This window comes from Bacteroides mediterraneensis, from assembly GCF_025993685.1.
Lineage (GTDB): Bacteria > Bacteroidota > Bacteroidia > Bacteroidales > Bacteroidaceae > Phocaeicola > Phocaeicola mediterraneensis_A.
On sequence record NZ_DAJPEN010000001.1, the window covers coordinates 41,867 to 58,661 of the forward strand.

Annotated in this window: 13 protein-coding genes and 1 tRNA gene; 7 read left to right on the plus strand and 7 right to left on the minus strand. The window is 44.5% G+C overall.

Annotated features, from left to right (window positions below; translation table 11 throughout):
* Positions 1-60 precede the first annotated feature (60 nt).
* The gene (locus tag OIM59_RS00185) at positions 61-1,344 is read left to right on the plus strand and encodes an O-acetylhomoserine aminocarboxypropyltransferase/cysteine synthase family protein (RefSeq protein WP_022355133.1); all 1,284 of its coding nucleotides are present in this window, start codon (positions 61-63) and stop codon (positions 1,342-1,344) included.
* A 72-nt stretch (positions 1,345-1,416) separates the two neighbouring features.
* On the opposite strand, the gene OIM59_RS00190 is transcribed toward OIM59_RS00185, so the two are convergent.
* Together OIM59_RS00190 and pnp are read right to left on the minus strand one after the other, a co-directional pair.
* Positions 1,417-2,589 (minus strand): iron-containing alcohol dehydrogenase, encoded by a 1,173-nt coding sequence (locus OIM59_RS00190; RefSeq protein WP_299170414.1) that lies wholly within the window; start codon positions 2,587-2,589, stop codon positions 1,417-1,419.
* Positions 2,590-2,743: 154 nt separating this feature from the next.
* Positions 2,744-4,936, minus strand: a complete 2,193-nt coding sequence (gene pnp / locus OIM59_RS00195) for a polyribonucleotide nucleotidyltransferase (RefSeq protein ID WP_299170412.1) — start codon at positions 4,934-4,936, stop codon at positions 2,744-2,746.
* Positions 4,937-5,186: 250 nt separating this feature from the next.
* On the opposite strand from pnp, the gene OIM59_RS00200 reads away from it, so the two are divergent.
* The 4 genes from OIM59_RS00200 to OIM59_RS00215 all read left to right on the plus strand — a co-directional run bounded on the left by OIM59_RS00200 (position 5,187) and on the right by OIM59_RS00215 (position 10,042).
* On the plus strand, positions 5,187-6,332 hold the full coding sequence (locus tag OIM59_RS00200; protein WP_299170410.1) for a TlpA disulfide reductase family protein: 1,146 nt from the start codon (positions 5,187-5,189) through the stop codon (positions 6,330-6,332).
* A 288-nt stretch (positions 6,333-6,620) separates the two neighbouring features.
* The gene (gene greA, locus OIM59_RS00205) at positions 6,621-7,085 is read left to right on the plus strand and encodes a transcription elongation factor GreA (protein ID WP_022355129.1); all 465 of its coding nucleotides are present in this window, start codon (positions 6,621-6,623) and stop codon (positions 7,083-7,085) included.
* A 53-nt stretch (positions 7,086-7,138) separates the two neighbouring features.
* The gene (locus OIM59_RS00210) at positions 7,139-7,546 is read left to right on the plus strand and encodes an HIT family protein (RefSeq protein WP_022355128.1); all 408 of its coding nucleotides are present in this window, start codon (positions 7,139-7,141) and stop codon (positions 7,544-7,546) included.
* A gap of 120 nt (positions 7,547-7,666) precedes the next feature.
* Positions 7,667-10,042: a TonB-dependent receptor gene (locus tag OIM59_RS00215; RefSeq protein WP_299170407.1), complete on the plus strand. Its 2,376-nt coding sequence runs from the start codon at positions 7,667-7,669 to the stop codon at positions 10,040-10,042.
* 94 nt (positions 10,043-10,136) lie between these two features.
* Here the strand turns inward: OIM59_RS00215 and OIM59_RS00220 are convergent, their stop codons facing one another.
* Entirely contained in the window at positions 10,137-11,183 is a 1,047-nt protein-coding gene (locus OIM59_RS00220; protein ID WP_022355126.1) for a mannose-1-phosphate guanylyltransferase, read from the minus strand.
* Between the two features lie 166 nt (positions 11,184-11,349).
* Here OIM59_RS00220 and OIM59_RS00225 point away from each other — a divergent pair.
* Together OIM59_RS00225 and OIM59_RS00230 are read left to right on the plus strand one after the other, a co-directional pair.
* Positions 11,350-11,436: transfer RNA gene (locus OIM59_RS00225), tRNA-Leu, on the plus strand.
* A gap of 172 nt (positions 11,437-11,608) precedes the next feature.
* Positions 11,609-12,418 (plus strand): Fic family protein, encoded by an 810-nt coding sequence (locus OIM59_RS00230; protein WP_299170404.1) that lies wholly within the window; start codon positions 11,609-11,611, stop codon positions 12,416-12,418.
* Positions 12,419-12,602: 184 nt separating this feature from the next.
* Here OIM59_RS00230 and OIM59_RS00235 read toward each other — a convergent pair whose 3' ends face one another.
* The 4 genes from OIM59_RS00235 to OIM59_RS00250 all read right to left on the minus strand — a co-directional run bounded on the left by OIM59_RS00235 (position 12,603) and on the right by OIM59_RS00250 (position 16,767).
* Positions 12,603-13,379 (minus strand): bifunctional 2-polyprenyl-6-hydroxyphenol methylase/3-demethylubiquinol 3-O-methyltransferase UbiG, encoded by a 777-nt coding sequence (locus OIM59_RS00235; protein ID WP_299170403.1) that lies wholly within the window; start codon positions 13,377-13,379, stop codon positions 12,603-12,605.
* An 80-nt stretch (positions 13,380-13,459) separates the two neighbouring features.
* On the minus strand, positions 13,460-14,935 hold the full coding sequence (locus OIM59_RS00240; protein WP_299170401.1) for a sigma-70 family RNA polymerase sigma factor: 1,476 nt from the start codon (positions 14,933-14,935) through the stop codon (positions 13,460-13,462).
* Between the two features lie 217 nt (positions 14,936-15,152).
* Positions 15,153-15,896, minus strand: a complete 744-nt coding sequence (locus OIM59_RS00245; RefSeq protein WP_299170399.1) for a hypothetical protein — start codon at positions 15,894-15,896, stop codon at positions 15,153-15,155.
* A 31-nt stretch (positions 15,897-15,927) separates the two neighbouring features.
* The gene (locus OIM59_RS00250; protein ID WP_299170397.1) at positions 15,928-16,767 is read right to left on the minus strand and encodes an outer membrane beta-barrel protein; all 840 of its coding nucleotides are present in this window, start codon (positions 16,765-16,767) and stop codon (positions 15,928-15,930) included.
* Positions 16,768-16,795: the final 28 nt, after the last annotated feature.

Sequence of the window (16,795 nt, forward strand, 5' to 3'; positions counted from 1 at the left end):
GTGGAATATTTCTTACTTTTGTCCGTCATAATGAATTGTGGATAAAAAATATAACATAAGATGAAACAGAAATTCAGCAAAGAGACACTTTGTGTGCAGGCAGGATGGACTCCGAAGAAAGGAGAACCCCGTGTATTGCCTATTTACCAGAGCACTACCTTCAAGTATGATACCAGTGAGCAGATGGCTCGCCTTTTCGATTTGGAAGACAGTGGTTATTTTTATACTCGTTTGCAGAATCCGACCAACGATGCGGTGGCTTCGAAGATTGCAGCCCTCGAAGGGGGTGTGGGCGCCATGCTGACTTCTTCCGGTCAGGCTGCCAATTTCTATGCCGTATTCAATATCTGTGAGGCGGGCGACCATTTTGTTTGTTCGTCTACTATCTACGGCGGTACTTTCAATCTGTTTGCCGTGACCATGAAGAAACTGGGCATTGAATGTACTTTCATCGATGCCGATGCACCGGAGGAAGAGATTGACAAGGCTTTCCGTCCGAACACCAAGTGTTTGTTCGGTGAAACCATTTCCAATCCGAGCATCAATGTGCTGGACATTGAGAAGTTTGCCCGTATCGCTCACAAACACGGGGTACCTTTGATTGTGGACAACACGTTTGCCACTCCGATTAACTGCCGTCCGTTTGAATGGGGAGCTGATATCGTGACTCATTCTACGACAAAATACATGGACGGACATGCCACTTGTGTGGGAGGCGCTGTGGTAGATAGTGGTAACTTCGACTGGGAAGCACATGCCGACAAGTTCCCGGGACTGACGCAGCCGGATGAGTCCTATCATGGACTGACTTATACGAAGGCATTCGGAAAGATGGCTTACATGACCAAGGCTACTGCCCAGCTGATGCGTGACTTGGGTTCTATCCAGTCACCGGAAAACGCCTTCCTGTTGAACCTGGGGTTGGAGACTTTGCATTTGCGTATGCCGCGTCACTGTGAGAATGCACAGAAAGTGGCAGAGTGGCTGGAAGCTAACCCGAAGGTGAAATGGGTACACTATTGTGGCCTGAAGAGCAACAAGTATTATGAACTGGCACAGAAATACATGCCGAACGGTTCTTGTGGTGTGATTGCTTTTGGGCTCCATGGCACACGTGAAGACGCCATCAAGTTCATGGACCATCTGAAACTGGCTTGCATCGTGACACACGTGGCCGATGCCCGTACCTGCGTCTTGCATCCGGCGAGTCATACACACCGTCAGCTGACAGACGAACAGCTGATTGAAGCGGGAGTAGCTCCCGACCTAATCCGTCTGTCTGTCGGTATTGAAAATGTGAACGACATCATTGCCGACCTGGAACAGGCGATGGAACAGATTTAATCGATATCAATCTGGAGAAATAAAAAAGGAGGGCATTTTGAATGTCCTCCTTTTTTGTGCATATACGGGCGATTATCTGTAAGATTTCTGGTAAATCTGAAGCACCTCTTCGTCGGTCATCGGATGCGGATCGAGGGTGAAGAGTGAGCCCATGGTGTCGCGGGCGTTCTGTACCATTTTGGGGAAGTCCTCCGGTTTTACGCCCCAGTCGCTCAGTTTCAGCTGATATACGTTACATTCCTTTTGCATGCGGACCAATGCATCGATGAAGTCGCTGGGTCGGTTGCTCTTCTGCTGAGTCATGATTTCGGCCATCTTCATGTAACGTTTCATGCTGTCGTTGCGGAACGTCTCAAAGTAGGCCTCACTGATGGCAATCAGTCCGGCTCCGTGCGGCAGTTCCGGATAGAAGGCGCTCATGGCATGTTCCATGGAGTGTTCGGAAATACAGCAGGAGGTGGATTCTACCAAGCCGGCCAAGGTACTGGCCCATGCTACTTTGGCACGTGCCTTGAGGTTGCGTCCGTCTTTTACGGCTACCGGCAGGTATTTATACAGCAAGCGGATGGCTTCGAGGGCATACAGGTCGCTGATTGGAGTGGCACAGTTGGCCAGGAATCCTTCTGCCGCGTGGAAGAAAGCATCAAATCCCTGATAAGCGGTGAGATGGGGTGGGATGGAAACCATCAGTTCCGGGTCGATGATGGAAAGAGCCGGGAAGGTCAGCGGACTGCCGAAGCCGATTTTTTCCTTCACTTCCTCGTTGGTGATGACGCTCCACGGGTCGGCTTCCGTACCGGTACCGGCAGTGGTCGGGATGGCAACCACCGGCAGAGCTTTGGTGACGGGACGTCCTTTTCCGGTACCTGCCGGAATGTAATCCCAGTAATCGCCTTCGTTGCAGGCCATGATGGCAATGGCCTTGGCAGAGTCGATGCTGCTGCCTCCTCCTAAGCCGACGACGAAGTCACATTTTTCTGCGCGGCAGATGGAAGCGGCTTCCATCACGTGTGCCTTTATCGGGTTGGGCAGAATCTTGTCGAACACGACCGATTCCGTATTGTTTTCTTGTAACAGTTCGATAACCTTGTTTAGGTAGCCGTATTTCTTCATGGAAGTACCACAGGAGATGACAATCAGGGCTTTTTTACCTGGTAGTTTTTCTGTCGCTAACTTTCTTAACTCGCCACATCCGAACAGAATTCTGGTCGGGATGTGTAAACTGAATACAGGATTTGCGTTCATAATATAACTGTTTAAAGTTCGTTTACCCAAAAATACGAAAATAAAAACAGAATAGATGAGGAGGCGTGTTAAAAATCGCTTTTATATTGGAGGTAAGGAGAATAAAAAAGGCTGCCTCATGGCAGCCTTTTATGAAATAGACGCTTAAAGCGGATTATTCTTTGTCTTTGTGGTCCTTGTGATTCTGTTGAGGACGACGTTCCCGTTTCGGGTGGCTCTCTGTCATACCTTCCGGCTTCGGAAGCAATGCTTTGTGTGACAGTTTGAACTTGCCTGTCTTCGGATCGATGTCCAACAGTTTCACTTCGATTTCGTCTCCTTCTTTCAAACCGGTTTCTTCGATGGTTTCGAAGCGTTTCCAGTCGATTTCAGAGATGTGCAGCAGACCGTCTTTTCCTGGGAGGAATTCAACGAAAGCACCGTAAGGCATGATAGAACGAACCTTACCTGTATATACTTCGCCTACTTCCGGAACTGCCACGATAGCCTTGATCATGCGTAATGCATCATCGATGCACTTCTTGTTGGTACCGGCGATTTCGATGCGGCCTACACCGTCTACTTCTTCAATCGTGATAGTAGCACCGGTTTCTTCCTGCATACCCTGGATAATCTTTCCGCCCGGGCCGATTACCGCACCGATGAATTCTTTCGGAATGGTCATCGTTTCGATACGCGGTGCATGTGGTTTCAGTTCAGGACGCGGCTCAGCGATGCATTCAGTCAGTTTGCCGAGGATGTATTCACGTCCTTGTTTTGCCTGCAGCAAGGCTTTTTCCAGGATATCGTAAGTCAGTCCGTCGCACTTGATATCCATCTGTGTAGCAGTGATACCGTCGCGAGTACCTGTTACCTTGAAGTCCATATCACCCAGGTGGTCTTCATCGCCCAGGATATCTGACAAGATAGCGTATTTATCTTCTCCGGCGTTCTTGATCAATCCCATCGCAATACCTGAAACTGGCTTATTGATAGGTACACCTGCATCCATCAAAGCCAGTGTTCCGGCACAAACCGTAGCCATAGAAGATGAACCGTTAGATTCCAGAATGTCAGAAACTACACGTACGCAGTAAGGATAGTCGGCAGGAATCTGTCCTTTCAATGCGCGCCATGCCAGATGACCGTGACCAATTTCACGACGGCCTACGCCACGCTGTGCCTTTGCTTCTCCTGTAGAGAACGGCGGGAAGTTGTAGTGCAACAGGAAACGTTCCTTGTGTTGGTCGAGTACATCGTCCACAATCTTTTCGTCCATCTTGGTACCCAGTGTGACTGTACTCAAAGACTGAGTTTCACCACGGGTGAAGATAGCTGAGCCGTGAGGACCTGGCAGCGGACTGGTTTCACACCAGATAGGACGGATGTCGGTAGTGGCACGGCCGTCCAGACGTTTGCCTTCATCAAGGATGCAACGACGCATTGCTTCTTTTTCTACATCGTGATAGTAACGGTCAATCATCGGACCTTTTTCTTCCAGTTCTTCTTCAGTGAACTGAGCCTTGAACTCATCGCAGATAGCAGTGAAGGCATCTTCTCTTTCGTGCTTGTTCTTGTTGCCGGATTCTGCGATGGCGTATGCTTTTGCGTAGCAGGCATCATGTACGGCCTTACGCAGGTCTTCGTCATTTTCTTCGTGGCAGTATTCACGTTTTACGGTCTTGCCGACTTCTTCCATCAGTTCCATCTGCGCCTTGCAGTGAACCTTGATGGCTTCGTGTGCGAACTTCATGGCTTCCAGCAAGTCCTGTTCAGAAACTTCTTTCATTTCACCTTCTACCATCATGATGTTTTCATAAGTGGCAGCTACCATGATGTCCATGTCGGCACGTTTCAGGGCTTCGAAAGTCGGGTCGATGACAAACTGTCCGTCGATGCGGGCTACACGTACTTCTGAAATCGGACCTCCGAACGGAATGTCAGAAACAGCCAGTGCGGCAGAAGCGGCCAGACCGGCCAGTGCGTCCGGCATATCCACGCCGTCGGCAGAATAAAGTATGATATTTACGTAAACTTCAGCATGATAGTTGTCTGGGAACAGAGGACGCAACGCGCGGTCTACCAGACGGCAAGTGAGGATTTCGTAATCTGAAGCCTTTCCTTCACGTTTGGTAAAGCCACCCGGAAAACGTCCGAATGCGGAATATTTTTCTCTGTACTCTACCTGGAGAGGCATAAAATCTGTACCGGGAACTGCATCTTTTGCTGCACAAACAGTAGCCAGCAACATGGTGTTACCCATGCGTAGCATAACAGCACCATCTGCCTGTTTTGCCAGCTTTCCCGTTTCGAGTGTGATGGTTCTTCCATCATTCAGCTCGATCGTCTTAACAATAGGATTGATCATAAAAATTGATTTAATATTATTTCATCTAAAAAAGCGTACAAAGATAGTGTTTTATTGCGGATAAAAGCAGGTATTTAGCTAAAAGTTTCAGGGTGAAGTGCTTTTTATCCAATTATTTGTGACAAAAACACCTAATTTCGTGCGTTTGATGATGGATTTATCTTTTAAAAACTTTGTGACATCGTGAAAAGCCGTATCTTTGCATCTTGAATTTACATTAGAATGTGAGATAAAAAGAAAATAATCAGGTATGAAAAAAAATACTTATCTGTTTGTGGCATTGTTGTCGGCGGGGTTGGTGGCCTGCAACAATGAACCTTCTTTCAACGTAGAAGGAACCGTGGCCGGTGCGGCTGATAAAATGTTGTATTTGGAGCAAACCGGTCTGGAAGGAATTGTGGCACTTGACTCTGTCAAGCTGAGTGACGGCGGTTCGTTCCATTTCTCCGAAGCTCGTCCGGATGCGCCGGATTTCTATCGGCTTCGCTTGGGTAACCAGGTAATCAATTTTGTGGTTGATTCTACGGAAACCGTAAAGGTGAATGCAGATGCCAATGGATTTGCTACGGCTTATCAGGTGGAAGGTTCGGAAAACAACCAGAAGATTAAAGAACTGGTTTTGCTGCAGGCAGATTTGCAGGATAAGGTAAACAAGCTGGGACGTTCCGGACTGCCGGCTGGCATCGCACAAGACAGTTTGGTTTCACTGGTCAATGCCTATAAGAATAATGTAAAGCGTAATTATATTTTTGCCCAGCCTAACAAGGCTTATGCATATTTCGCCTTGTTTCAGGAACTGAACGGGTATATGATATTCGATCCGCTGACCAACAAGGAAGACGTGAAATGCTTTGCGGCAGTGGCTACCAGTCTGAATAATATGTATCCTCATGCCGACCGTTCCCGTAACCTTTACAATATGGTCATCAAGGGGATGAAGAATACCCGCACACCTCAGGTACAGAATGTCGATATTCCAGTGGATAAGATTAAGGAGACTTCTATCATCGATATTGAATTGAAGGATTTGAAAGGGAAAACCCATCATCTGACCGACTTGAAGGGAAAAGTGGTGCTGGTGGATTTCACAGCGTATGCTTCCGCCGTTTCGGGAGCCCGCAATCTGGCATTGCGCGAACTGTATGATAAATACGCTTCACAAGGGTTGGAGATTTATCAGATTTCCCTGGATGCGGACGAACATTTCTGGAAAACTGCGGCCGACAACCTGCCGTGGATTTGTGTGCGTGACCCGCAAAGTACCTATTCCACTTACTTAAGTTTGTATGGAGTGACGCAGTTGCCGACAGCTTTCTTGGTAAACCGCAACAACGAGCTGACCTTGCGTATTGATGAGAAGACCAATATGGAAGAAGCCATCAAGAAATTGTTGTAACATGTTGAAAAGCATGCATTGATAAACTTGACTGGTATCATAAAAAGATTTATCTTTGCCCCCAAGATATAAGACTCTGTGCAAGAGAGGCTGTATCAAAATAAAAATTGAATTGTCAGATTGTCATTCTGAACAAAGTGAAGAATCCGTTTGTTTATCTATTCATCTGGGGTTCGCTCTTCGTTCAGAATGACTTTACTTTTGTGATAGGCGGTTTTTATTTTGGACAGCCCTTTACTTTTATCGAAACAAATCAATTAATAACGAAAATATTTAAGGAGAAAAATTATGGCTTACATGTCAGAAGAAGGCTATCAGAAGCTGGTGGCCGAATTGAAACACCTGGAATCAGTGGAGCGCCCGAAGATTGTCGCTGCCATTGCGGAGGCTCGTGACAAGGGTGACTTGTCGGAAAATGCAGAATACGATGCGGCAAAAGAAGCTCAAGGTATGCTGGAGATGAAAATCAACCAGTTGAAGGCAACCATTGGCGATGCCAAAATCATTGATACATCCAAGTTGAAAACCGATACGGTACAGATTCTGAGCCGTGTGGAATTGAAAAACGTAAAGACCGGCATGAAGATGGCTTATACTATCGTATCCGAAAGCGAAGCCAATCTGAAGCAAGGCAAGATTTCCGTCAATACGCCGATTGCACAGGGTTTGCTGGGCAAGAAAGTGGGCGAAGTGGCAGAAATCACTATCCCGCAGGGAAAAATCTCATTGGAGATTACAGGTATATCATTTTAATTTGTAAGGCAGGTCTGCTCCGGCGGACTTGCCTTATTTAATATTCTATCAATATGGCAACAATATTCAGTAAAATCATTGCAGGTGAGATTCCCAGCTACAAGGTGGCTGAGAATGACAAGTTTTATGCTTTCTTGGATATCAATCCGCTGGTAAAAGGACATACGCTGGTAGTGCCCAAACGGGAAGTGGATTACATTTACGACCTGAGTGATGACGAACTGGCTCAGATGCATGTGTTTGCCAAACATGTGGCACTGGCCATTCAGAAGGCTTTCCCGTGCAAGAAGGTGGGTGAAGCGGTCATCGGCCTGGAAGTTCCCCATGCACACATTCATTTGATTCCTATCCAGAAGGAATCGGACATGCTGTTCTCCAATCCCAAGCTGCAACTTTCTCAAGAAGAGTTTACCGCAATAGCCAAGGCCATCAACGAGGCTTGGAAAGCTGAAAGCAAATAATTTTCTTCTAAAAAAATACCTTAAATATAAAGTATTCTTCGTATTTTTCAGGTGTGGTTTTCAGAAAACTGAGATTTCTGGAAGCCGCACCTGATTTTTTTATCGAAATATTGTGTGCTTATGTTTTACAAACGAATTGCTTCCTTTATCCTTTTCTTGTGTTTTGTGCTGAAAGTGTTTGCGGTTGAATACCAGATAAAAGGAACCGTGATTGACAAATCCACCCGCCAACCGCTGGAGTTTGTGAACGTGCTGGTGGTGGGGTTGGGTATCGGCGCTTCGACCGACAGCAATGGAAACTTTACCATTACGCAGGTACCTCCGGGCATCTATCGCCTGCAGGCCTCGTTTCTAGGGTATAAAACGGCACTGACTCCCGAATACCGTGTGAACCATGTCACTCCCTATGTGCAGATTGAATTGGAAGAGGAAAACACCTCCCTGAATGAGGTGGTGGTCACTGCTTCTCCCTTTCAGAAAGTGGTGGAGAGTCCGGTCAGCCTGCGGGTCATCGGTTTGCAGGAGATAGAGAAAGCTCCGGGTGCCAACCGCGACATCTCAAAGGTGGTGCAGAATTATCCGGGAGTGGCTTTTTCTCCCATCGGCTACCGTAATGATTTGATTGTGCGGGGCGGTGGGCCTTCGGAAAACCGTTTCTATCTGGATGGAGTGGAAATTCCGAACATCAACCATTTCAGTACCCAGGGAGCTTCCGGCGGGCCGGTCGGACTGATTGATGCCGACCTGATTCGTAGTGTGAAGTTTTACAGCGGGGCTTTCCCGGCCGACAGGGGCAATGCCCTGAGCAGTGTGTTGGATTTCAGTCTGCGCGATGGCGACATGGAGCGGAATTCCCTGAAAGCCACTTTGGGTGCTTCGGAAGTCTCTTTGAGTTCCAACGGGCATTTGGGCAAAAAGACCTCCTATCTGGTGTCGGTCCGCCAGTCCTACTTGCAGGCTTTGTTCAAGGTGCTGGGACTGCCTTTCCTGCCTGCGTATACTGATGCTTCCTTCAAACTGAAAACCCGTTTCGACAGTCACAATGAACTGACTTTGCTCGGACTGGGAGGCCTTGACCGCATGAAACTGAACTTGGGTATTGAAGGAGAAGATGCCGAATATATGCTCAGTTACCTTCCCAAGATAGAGCAGGAAACCTATACCGTAGGCGGTGTATATCGGCATTATACCCCTATACATGTGCAGACCATCGTGCTGAGTCAGAGCTATCTGAACAACCGGAACATTAAATACCGTAACAACGATGAAAGCAGTGAGGACAATCTGACGCTGCATCTGGGGTCCGTGGAACAGGAAACCAAATTGCGAATGGAGAACACTTCCTCGTGGAGTGTGTGGAAGGTAAAAGCTGGTTTTGACCTGAACTATTCCCGCTACAAAAGCGATGAATACCGGAAGATATTTGCCGATGCGCTTCGGGAATACAATTACCACACCGACCTCTCCCTTTGGCGGTGGGGACTGTTTGCTTCCATCGATTATGCGGCTCCCGACAAAAGTTTCACTGCTTCCATTGGCGTGCGTACCGATGGCAACAATTACAGCGACAAGATGAAAGAACTGTGGCGCCAGCTTTCTCCCCGTCTGTCCGTGTCTTATCGTCTGGCCGACGGACTGTTCCTGAGCGGTCATGTGGGGCTGTACTACCAGCTGCCTTCTTACACCGCCTTGGGCTTCAAGGGAGAAGCCGGAGACTACGTGAACAAACACCTGGATTACATTTCTGTGTCGCAGGAGAGTGTGGGACTGTCCTGGACTCCTAATGAAAACATGGAGTTCTCGGTGGAAGGTTTCTACAAACTCTATGGAAACATGCCGTTCTCTTTGTCCGACCAGATACCCTTGTCATGCAAGGGAAATGACTACGGGACGATTGGCAACGAAGCTCTTTCTTCCCAGGCCAAAGGACGTTCCTACGGAGCAGAACTGATGTTCAAATGGTTGTTGACACAGAAACTGAACCTTTCTTCTTCGCTGACTATTTTCAAAAGTGAGTTCAAGGACGGCAAACAAGGCAGCTATGTGCCTTCTGCCTGGGACAACCGTTTCATCCTGAACGTGAGCGGTACCTATAACTTTCCTAAGCATTGGAGCCTGGGTGCCAAAGTCAGCTGCATCGGAGGTTCTCCGTACACTCCCTATGATGAGGCGAAATCGTCTCTGGTGGAGGCCTGGGACGTACAAGGACGGGCTTATTACGACTACAGCCGTTACAACCAGGAGCGTCTCCCCGTGTTCGGCCAGTTGGATGTGCGGGTAGACAAAATCTTTTATTTGAAGAAATGCATGCTGGGCTTTTACCTCGACATCCAGAACATCACGGCCAGCAAGCTGCGTCGGCCGGATGCCCTGATGAGTACGGGGCAGATTGAAAACCCCTCCGCTCCGTTGGTCGAACAGCGTTATGTCATGAAATCCATCCGTCAGGAAAGCGGCACCCTGCTTCCCACACTGGGTATTACTTTTGAATATTGAGAATAAGACGACATAAGAAAACGGTCTGCTTCTTTCTTCGAGGAAAGCGGCAGACCGTTTTCATTATCTGAACGGACGGATTGCTTTTTGCGGTTTATGAGTATTGTTCTCCGAATTTCATTTCCGCATCGTTGACGAACTTCCGGATAGCGTTCTGGTCGTCCTTCTTGCAGATGAGCAAGGCGTTCCCCTGTTCGGCAATCAGGTAGTTTTCCAAGTCCTGCACAACGACCAGTTTGTCCTTCGGCGTCATGATGATATTTCCCTTGCAGTTGTACAACAACGTGTTGCTGTGTGTGGTCACATTCTGGTTCTCATCCTTCGGTGAGGCATCGTAGAGCGAGTTCCACGTGCCTATGTCCGCCCATCCGAAGTCACACAATAACACGTACACATTGTTCGCCTTTTCCATGATGCTGTAGTCGATGGAGCTGTTCGGACATGTGCTGAATTTCGGCATGTCACATTCCACTTGCGGACACACATCCGCCATCATTTCATGAAACGCTTTCAGGATGGTATTGACATGCCATACAAAGATGCCCGAGTTCCAGTAAAATTCATTGCTCTGTACGAACACCTCCGCAAATTCCCGCAGTGGTTTTTCAACGAACGTTTTGACTTTATAGAAATCTTCTTCCTTATCCTCTTCAGAAATCTGGATATAGCCGTAACCCGTTTCCGGATAGCTGGGTTTGATGCCCAGTGTCAGAAGCTTGTCCGTGCGGGAAGCGAATTCCAGTGATTTCAGGATATCCCGTTTGAACTCATCCATTTTGAGAATCAGGTGGTCGGACGGGGCGACGACGATACTTGCGTCGGGATTGATTTTCTGGATGACATACGAAGCGTATGCGATGGCAGGAGCCGTATTTCGGTGTTCTTCCTCTACGATGAGCTGTGATTCCTTGAAGTCGGGGAGCGAGTTCAGCACCAGTTCCCTGTAATGCTGGTTGGTAGTGATGAAAATATTCTCCGCAGGAAGTATTTGCTTGTATCTTTCGTAAGTCTGTTGCAAGAGCGTCTGCCCAGTTCCAAAGAAGTCGAGGAATTGTTTGGGTAAGGCTTTGCGGCTATATGGCCAGAACCGACGCCCGGTTCCTCCGGCCATGATGATGCAATAAAAATTCTTACTGTCCATGGTAGATGCTAGCGTTAAAGTTTGATGCTAAGATAAAGCTTATTTTGCAAGAAACGTCAGAAAAGGATTCTAAATAGTGTTAGAAAACTTTTTTTCGTTTTTTTCGGCGGGAATCCTTGCAATATCGGAAAAGATGTGTACCTTTGCACTCGCAATCGAAAATTATGCCCAGATGGCGGAATCGGTAGACGCGCTGGTCTCAAACACCAGTGGAGTAACATCCATCCCGGTTCGACCCCGGGTCTGGGTACCACAAGAAGCTAAGCAACTGAGAAATCAATGCTTAGCTTTTTTTATTTTATCGAAACTTTCCCTTCATTTTCCCCACAAGTACAAAAATACGGTAGTAAGTCATTATTTTCTTTGGCTACGCAATACAAATATACTACCTTTGAAAAGATATAAATCCTATTAAATAAGAGTCCATGGAACAAGATGTTTGGCAAGAGATTGAACAGTTATACCAAAAGTTTCAGCAACTTGGTATCAGTGAAGCGGTGGACTATGAGAAGTACTACCTCTATTCTCTGATTGCCCATTCTACAGCGATTGAGGGTTCAACACTTACTGAAGCGGAGGCACAAATGCTTTTTGATGAGGGGCTGACTGCCAAAGGAAAGCCGCTGGTATATCACTTGATGAATGAGGACTTAAAGAAGGCATACGAACTAGCCAAAGAGGAGGCCAAGCGTAAAGTACCAATCACCTCGCCATTTTTGCAAAGATTGAATGCAACGCTGATGCGTACTACAGGCAGTATACACAATGTGATGGGGGGCTCCTTTGATTCTTCCAAAGGAGAATTTCGTTTGTGCGGTGTTACGGCTGGTGTGGGTGGCCGTTCTTATATGAGTTATCAGAAAGTTCCTGCCAAAGTAGATGAACTTTGCGCTTTATTACAGGAAAAGCAAAAGACAGTGGGAACATTCCGGGAACAATACGAACTAAGTTTCAATGCTCATCTTAACCTGGTGACTATTCATCCGTGGGTCGATGGCAACGGAAGAACTGCCCGCTTGCTGATGAATTATATTCAGTTCTGCTACAACCTATTTCCGACCAAGATATTCAAGGAAGACAGGGAAGAGTATATTTCTGCTTTACGGCAATCACAGGAAGAAGAAACAAATCTGCCTTTCTTGGGCTTTATGGCTGGTCAATTAAAGAAATCGCTCTCTTTGGAAATTGAACGATTTAGGACTTCTCAGAAGAAAGGGTTTAGCTTTATGTTTTAGTTGCTTCGTGTAGTTTGCACATGAAGAGAACTCTGCTATAGTATCATTAAAGTCCAATCAATGATAAAATTTATCTTCATTGTTGGCTAATATGCTGTCAGATTTATCAGTCTCATATTGATGTTTTTTAAGGTTAAACGTTTCAAAGTCTGACAGGAAAGAGAATTTTTTTCTTTTTAGTCATTTAAGTTGTTAGAATATAGAAGCAACTGGTCGTAAAAAAATCCCTGATGAAAGGAATATGGGCAATTTTTCTGTTCAGTTCTCGTGGCGACAATCCAAATTTTATTTTGTAGTGAGGATTGACCAACCATAGTTTCCTGTTTTGAATGCGTAGGTTTGTGTTTTTCATTAAACTTTCAAATCCTTCTATTGATATACGTGTCTGCTTGATAGAAAGCAGTTCTTGAATGCAGTCATTATCTTCTCCAAACACTTTTAATAAAAGTCGGTATGCAGCTGTAGGGAGGAGATGAATAAAAGGGAGATGGGATAGGATTTTGCTTCTGCAAATTTGTTGATGCCCTCCAAATGGCATCTGCCATGCCGGGAACGACATGAATACAATGCCCTGCGGTTTTAAAAACTTGCTCAAAGTAGCTAGAAATAACTCTTTTTGAGGAATATGTTCAAGCACATCATGGCAGATGATGATATCGAAACTCCATTCCATTTTATCCAGTAGAAAGATATCTTGTGCAATAAATGTACCTTTGGCATGGGCTGTGTGAAAGAATGTTTTTGCTTCTTTAATCCGGCTTGCTGCGATGTCAATTCCAACCGTATTACAACCCATTTCAGCGAAAGGAAGCAAATTGCCTCCTTCCCCGCAACCAATCTCCAGCACTTTTGTTCCTTTCTCCACCGGATGCCATTGTTGGATGTAAGGTATGAAATAATTCTTACTGGTGGTAGAAAGTTCCTTGAAATAAATAATCCTGTTCTGATGACGCGCTTGCATGAAATAATATTTGTTTGAGTTACTTTTCTATCACTACGATAAGCTATTCCATGAAAGGCTGCATGAGGCTCAGTGTTTTTTTACCAAGACAGACGGATTCCTATAGGCAATGCTACCTGGAAAGGCTCTTCTGTCCGGATAGTTTCTATACTATGCTTAGTCTTGAAATAGTAATGTAAATTAGGTTCTGCATAGATTCCGATAGAGGGAGTTATCTGGTATTGTACTCCTATACCTAAATTTGTCGACCATTGTAAAGGTGGTTGTATGTAGCTTTTCTTGTCAGAAATTATTTTCCCGTTTTCATCAGATACGATTTCTTTTGAGGTTGCCTTTATGGGAATGTCCAAGGTTACTCCGGCAGACAGATAGAAGGAGAATTTCTGTCGGCTTCCTACGTTGAACAGACCTTTCAGTGGAATCCCGATATAATTGATTTTCTGCGTTTCTTTCCAATGGGAATCTGTGATAGTTGTAAAATCAGCGCGCAAATATGTATATCGTAAACCCGTTTCAATGCCCCAACGTTCATTGATTCTCTTGTGCAATGAAAGGGACAAGGTTATAGGAATGTGATAGTAAGATTTTTTTGTTACTTCTTGCGGCTTTTCGGACGAAACACCTCCTGGAATCATCATCTTTTGAGTATTTGTCTGCCTGTTGACGCCTGAAACCGACAAGGCCAGTGACCAATTCTTTCTGTTCTCGGTACCTTGTCTTATTTCTTGTTTTCTACTCATTGGAGGATTGCTTAGCCTTACACTGTCTTTTCTTTCTGTCATATTGTTTGGTGAAATTGTTTCTTCCTCGGGTATTTCTACCTGAGTTGAATCAGAATGTACATAGTGGCAGACTGTTATGTATTTAGGGGCATTATTTGCCGTATCTTTGAATAAAATATCTTTTGATTCTTTTTCTTTTTTAGACTGGGTGATGATTTTTGAAGACGTGTGTACGATTTCTTTTGATTTATAGAACAGAATTTGCAAAAGAAGGACGGATGATAATAGGAACAGGGTTATGACTATATAATAGTGTGCCAGCAGTTTACGGAGCAATACTTTTGCTCTTGACAATTGTGAGGAAGAAGAATGAGGAGCTATATTTAACAGCGAACCGATTTCCTTGTGAGATAATCCTTCCAATACTGCCAGCTTGAAAACTTCACGATAACCTTCTGGTAAAGTGTCTATCATCTTTCGCATGACGGCATAAGACGGAAAGTCTGTTGAATAGGATTGTGCTTGCGGTACCTCGGATTCTTCTATTTCTTCTAAAGAAACGAGGATGGTTGAATGAGACTGCTCCAAGTATCTCAATGACATGTTTTTCATTATTTTTCCCATCCAGCTTTCCAGCTTTTCGGGAGAGCGCAGGGTATGGATGGAAGTAAAAATGATAATGAATCCATCATGCAAGAGGTCGTTGACTGTTTGTTTGTCTGAAATGTACTGACTGCAAATGCGTTTCATTTTGTTTGCATAAGTGGTATAGAGCAAACTTAAAGCCTGCTTATCTCCTTCTTTGCACAGATTCACCAGTTCTTTTTTTGTCATATTTTATTTTCCTATATTTATAGGATAGAAGAACCCGGGGTAGGCTGCATGCGAATTTAGACTTTAACACATTTTATTTCAGGGTACTTTAATTGTGAAAACTGTCATTCGTGGAACTTTTTCAAAAAAAAAGATGAAGTTTTTGTTTTAGCTTGCGAGATTGAGTTATGTGAGAATCAATGTTCTTTCCTACTGATTCTCACATAAAAAAGACAGATTAGCGTAGTCTCCCACTGCCGTGACAGCTTGGACATTGTCCTCCTCCATGACATATACTGCAATCATGGTATCTTCCGTTGTAATCTTTCCATTCTCCTCTGCCTGCACACATGGTACATTTTCCTGTTCCATGGCAGTTTGGGCATGCTCCATAGTCTTTTGTTGAGTTTGATTGATTGCTATTGAAATTGCGGTTCATCATTGCTGCATTTCCTTGAATTTCTATTTGCATCTTAAGCGCATTTCTGAAATTTTGTCTTGTTTGGTCAGTAGCTGGCCAGAAACCATTTTGGTTGATTCTCTCTATAGCTTGTTTAGCATTTATATTACCATACTGGCTACCTAATGAATAGCATTCTTTGGCTAACTCATGATTTACGTTTACTCCCATTCCTAGTTCACAACAGACACCAATAAAAAACATTGCCTCTGCATTTTCTAATTTCATAGCTTCTTCAAAGGCGTCAAATGCTTCTTTGTAATTTCCGTGTACTAATGCTGCTTGTCCTTTTCCGCATAATCCTAAAGCTTTTCCATATTCATACGCTTTTTGATTTTGGTATTGGGGATCAACCATTAGTCCGCTGCCGCCACAAAAAAGGCATGATGCATAACCAGCTCTTCCCGTACCTCCACAATAAATACATGTGACTTTAGGTATGTTTTTTTGTGCGTGGCTTGCTAAAGGTAACATTAGTAATAGGCATAGTAATATTTGTAGTTTTGAATATAATTTTTTCATTTGTTCTGATTAAAATTTATGGTTGTTTATATTAGAATGCATAACCCAGCTTGAGTTGGAAATTGTTAGTGAACAAGTTTCCACGTCTGCGTGATTCTTTTCCTATTTTTACTAATTCATTTCCTCCTTCAAATATGGCGATAAATCCTCTTTGCCATGTAAAGTCTATATTAAATTTACCAAACCAATAACCTATCCCCAGATTAATACCTGCGTCATATCGTTTCATATTGTCATAATCTTTAATTTTGGTTTCTGTAGAGCTTACGGTCTTATCATTTCTGTTACCATATTTAGATGTTGAAATGATATGATCTGTATAATCTTTTTTATATTTTCCAGCGATATCATAGCTGGCATAAGCTCCAAGATGTATGTCTGCAGCCATTTTTTCAAGAAATATATATCGATAACCAATAGTAAACGGAGAAAATTTTACTGTATGGCAGAGCATTGATTCATCTTGGAATTTGCCATGATAGTCAGTTCCTCCACTAATAGATGAAGTTGCACTCTTTTCCCATGAAGAAGAAGATGTATATCCTCTTGATGCCATACCAAGTTCCATTCCCCAATATAGTGGATGGTTTCCAAAAGATTTGTTAAAACCTAATGTAAATTCATATCCAGTGGCTTTTCCGAAACTGCCATTCCAGTTGTCGTTTTCCCATTGTAGTTTGGTCGTTTCTATATTTGATCCAGTAAAACCATTAAAACCTACACCAGCACGAATGATCCAGATAGCTTTTCTGCCCTTGAAATCTGGAAGTTTGATTGTCTCATTGAAGTCTTTGGCTTGTGCATGAGAGAAAAATAATGTTATAAAAGCAAACGTTAATACTTTAAGTAGTTCAAAATGTAATTTTTTCATAATCTGTTTAATTTAGAATTTGATATAG